At 56.1% G+C, this 1,789-nt stretch carries 1 rRNA gene; it reads left to right on the plus strand.

Going from position 1 to position 1,789, the window contains the following annotated elements:
• The first annotated feature begins 226 nt into the window (after positions 1-226).
• Positions 227-1,750: ribosomal RNA gene (locus ACWXWW_RS17785) — 16S ribosomal RNA — on the plus strand.
• Positions 1,751-1,789: the final 39 nt, after the last annotated feature.

Here is a 1,789-nt window from a genome sequence, read left to right on the forward strand (position 1 = left end):
GTTGCCCCGGAGGGCCGCGGCGGGAGTCGTGGGGCTGGGTGCGTCTGATCCTTGAGAACTCAACAGCGTGCACTTGTCAAATGCCAAATTATCCTCGTCCAGCTTCGGCTGGTTGAGAATTCCTTTGGATCAAATTTTATGGTTGTCAGTTTTTGGCATCCTTTTTGGTCATGATTGAACTCGCAGGTGCCTGTCCGTTTTCCCGGGTGGGTGTCTGCTTTCGTTTTTTACGGAGAGTTTGATCCTGGCTCAGGATGAACGCTGGCGGCGTGCTTAACACATGCAAGTCGAACGATGAAGCCCAGCTTGCTGGGTGGATTAGTGGCGAACGGGTGAGTAACACGTGAGCAACCTGCCCCTGACTCTGGGATAACAGCCGGAAACGGTTGCTAATACCGGATATGCATCATGGCCGCATGGTCTGTGGTGGGAAAGATTTTTCGGTTGGGGATGGGCTCGCGGCCTATCAGCTTGTTGGTGAGGTAGTGGCTCACCAAGGCGTCGACGGGTAGCCGGCCTGAGAGGGTGACCGGCCACACTGGGACTGAGACACGGCCCAGACTCCTACGGGAGGCAGCAGTGGGGAATATTGCACAATGGGCGGAAGCCTGATGCAGCAACGCCGCGTGAGGGATGACGGCCTTCGGGTTGTAAACCTCTTTTAGCAGGGAAGAAGCGTAAGTGACGGTACCTGCAGAAAAAGCGCCGGCTAACTACGTGCCAGCAGCCGCGGTAATACGTAGGGCGCAAGCGTTATCCGGAATTATTGGGCGTAAAGAGCTCGTAGGCGGTTTGTCGCGTCTGCTGTGAAAACCCGAGGCTCAACCTCGGGCCTGCAGTGGGTACGGGCAGACTAGAGTGCGGTAGGGGAGATTGGAATTCCTGGTGTAGCGGTGGAATGCGCAGATATCAGGAGGAACACCGATGGCGAAGGCAGATCTCTGGGCCGTTACTGACGCTGAGGAGCGAAAGGGTGGGGAGCAAACAGGCTTAGATACCCTGGTAGTCCACCCCGTAAACGTTGGGAACTAGTTGTGGGGGCCTTTCCACGGTCTCCGTGACGCAGCTAACGCATTAAGTTCCCCGCCTGGGGAGTACGGCCGCAAGGCTAAAACTCAAAGGAATTGACGGGGACCCGCACAAGCGGCGGAGCATGCGGATTAATTCGATGCAACGCGAAGAACCTTACCAAGGCTTGACATACACCGGAAACGTCTGGAAACAGTCGCCCCTTTTTGGTCGGTGTACAGGTGGTGCATGGTTGTCGTCAGCTCGTGTCGTGAGATGTTGGGTTAAGTCCCGCAACGAGCGCAACCCTCGTTCTATGTTGCCAGCACGTTATGGTGGGAACTCATGGGATACTGCCGGGGTCAACTCGGAGGAAGGTGGGGATGACGTCAAATCATCATGCCCCTTATGTCTTGGGCTTCACGCATGCTACAATGGCCGGTACAAAGGGCTGCAATACCGTGAGGTGGAGCGAATCCCAAAAAGCCGGTCCCAGTTCGGATTGAGGTCTGCAACTCGACCTCATGAAGTCGGAGTCGCTAGTAATCGCAGATCAGCAACGCTGCGGTGAATACGTTCCCGGGTCTTGTACACACCGCCCGTCAAGTCATGAAAGTCGGTAACACCTGAAGCCGGTGGCCTAACCCCTTGTGGGAGGGAGCTGTCGAAGGTGGGATCGGTAATTAGGACTAAGTCGTAACAAGGTAGCCGTACCGGAAGGTGCGGCTGGATCACCTCCTTTCTAAGGAGCATCTCGAGCCCTTCGGGGTTCGCAGAGGCC

The organism is Microbacterium sp. KNMS, assembly GCF_053851835.1.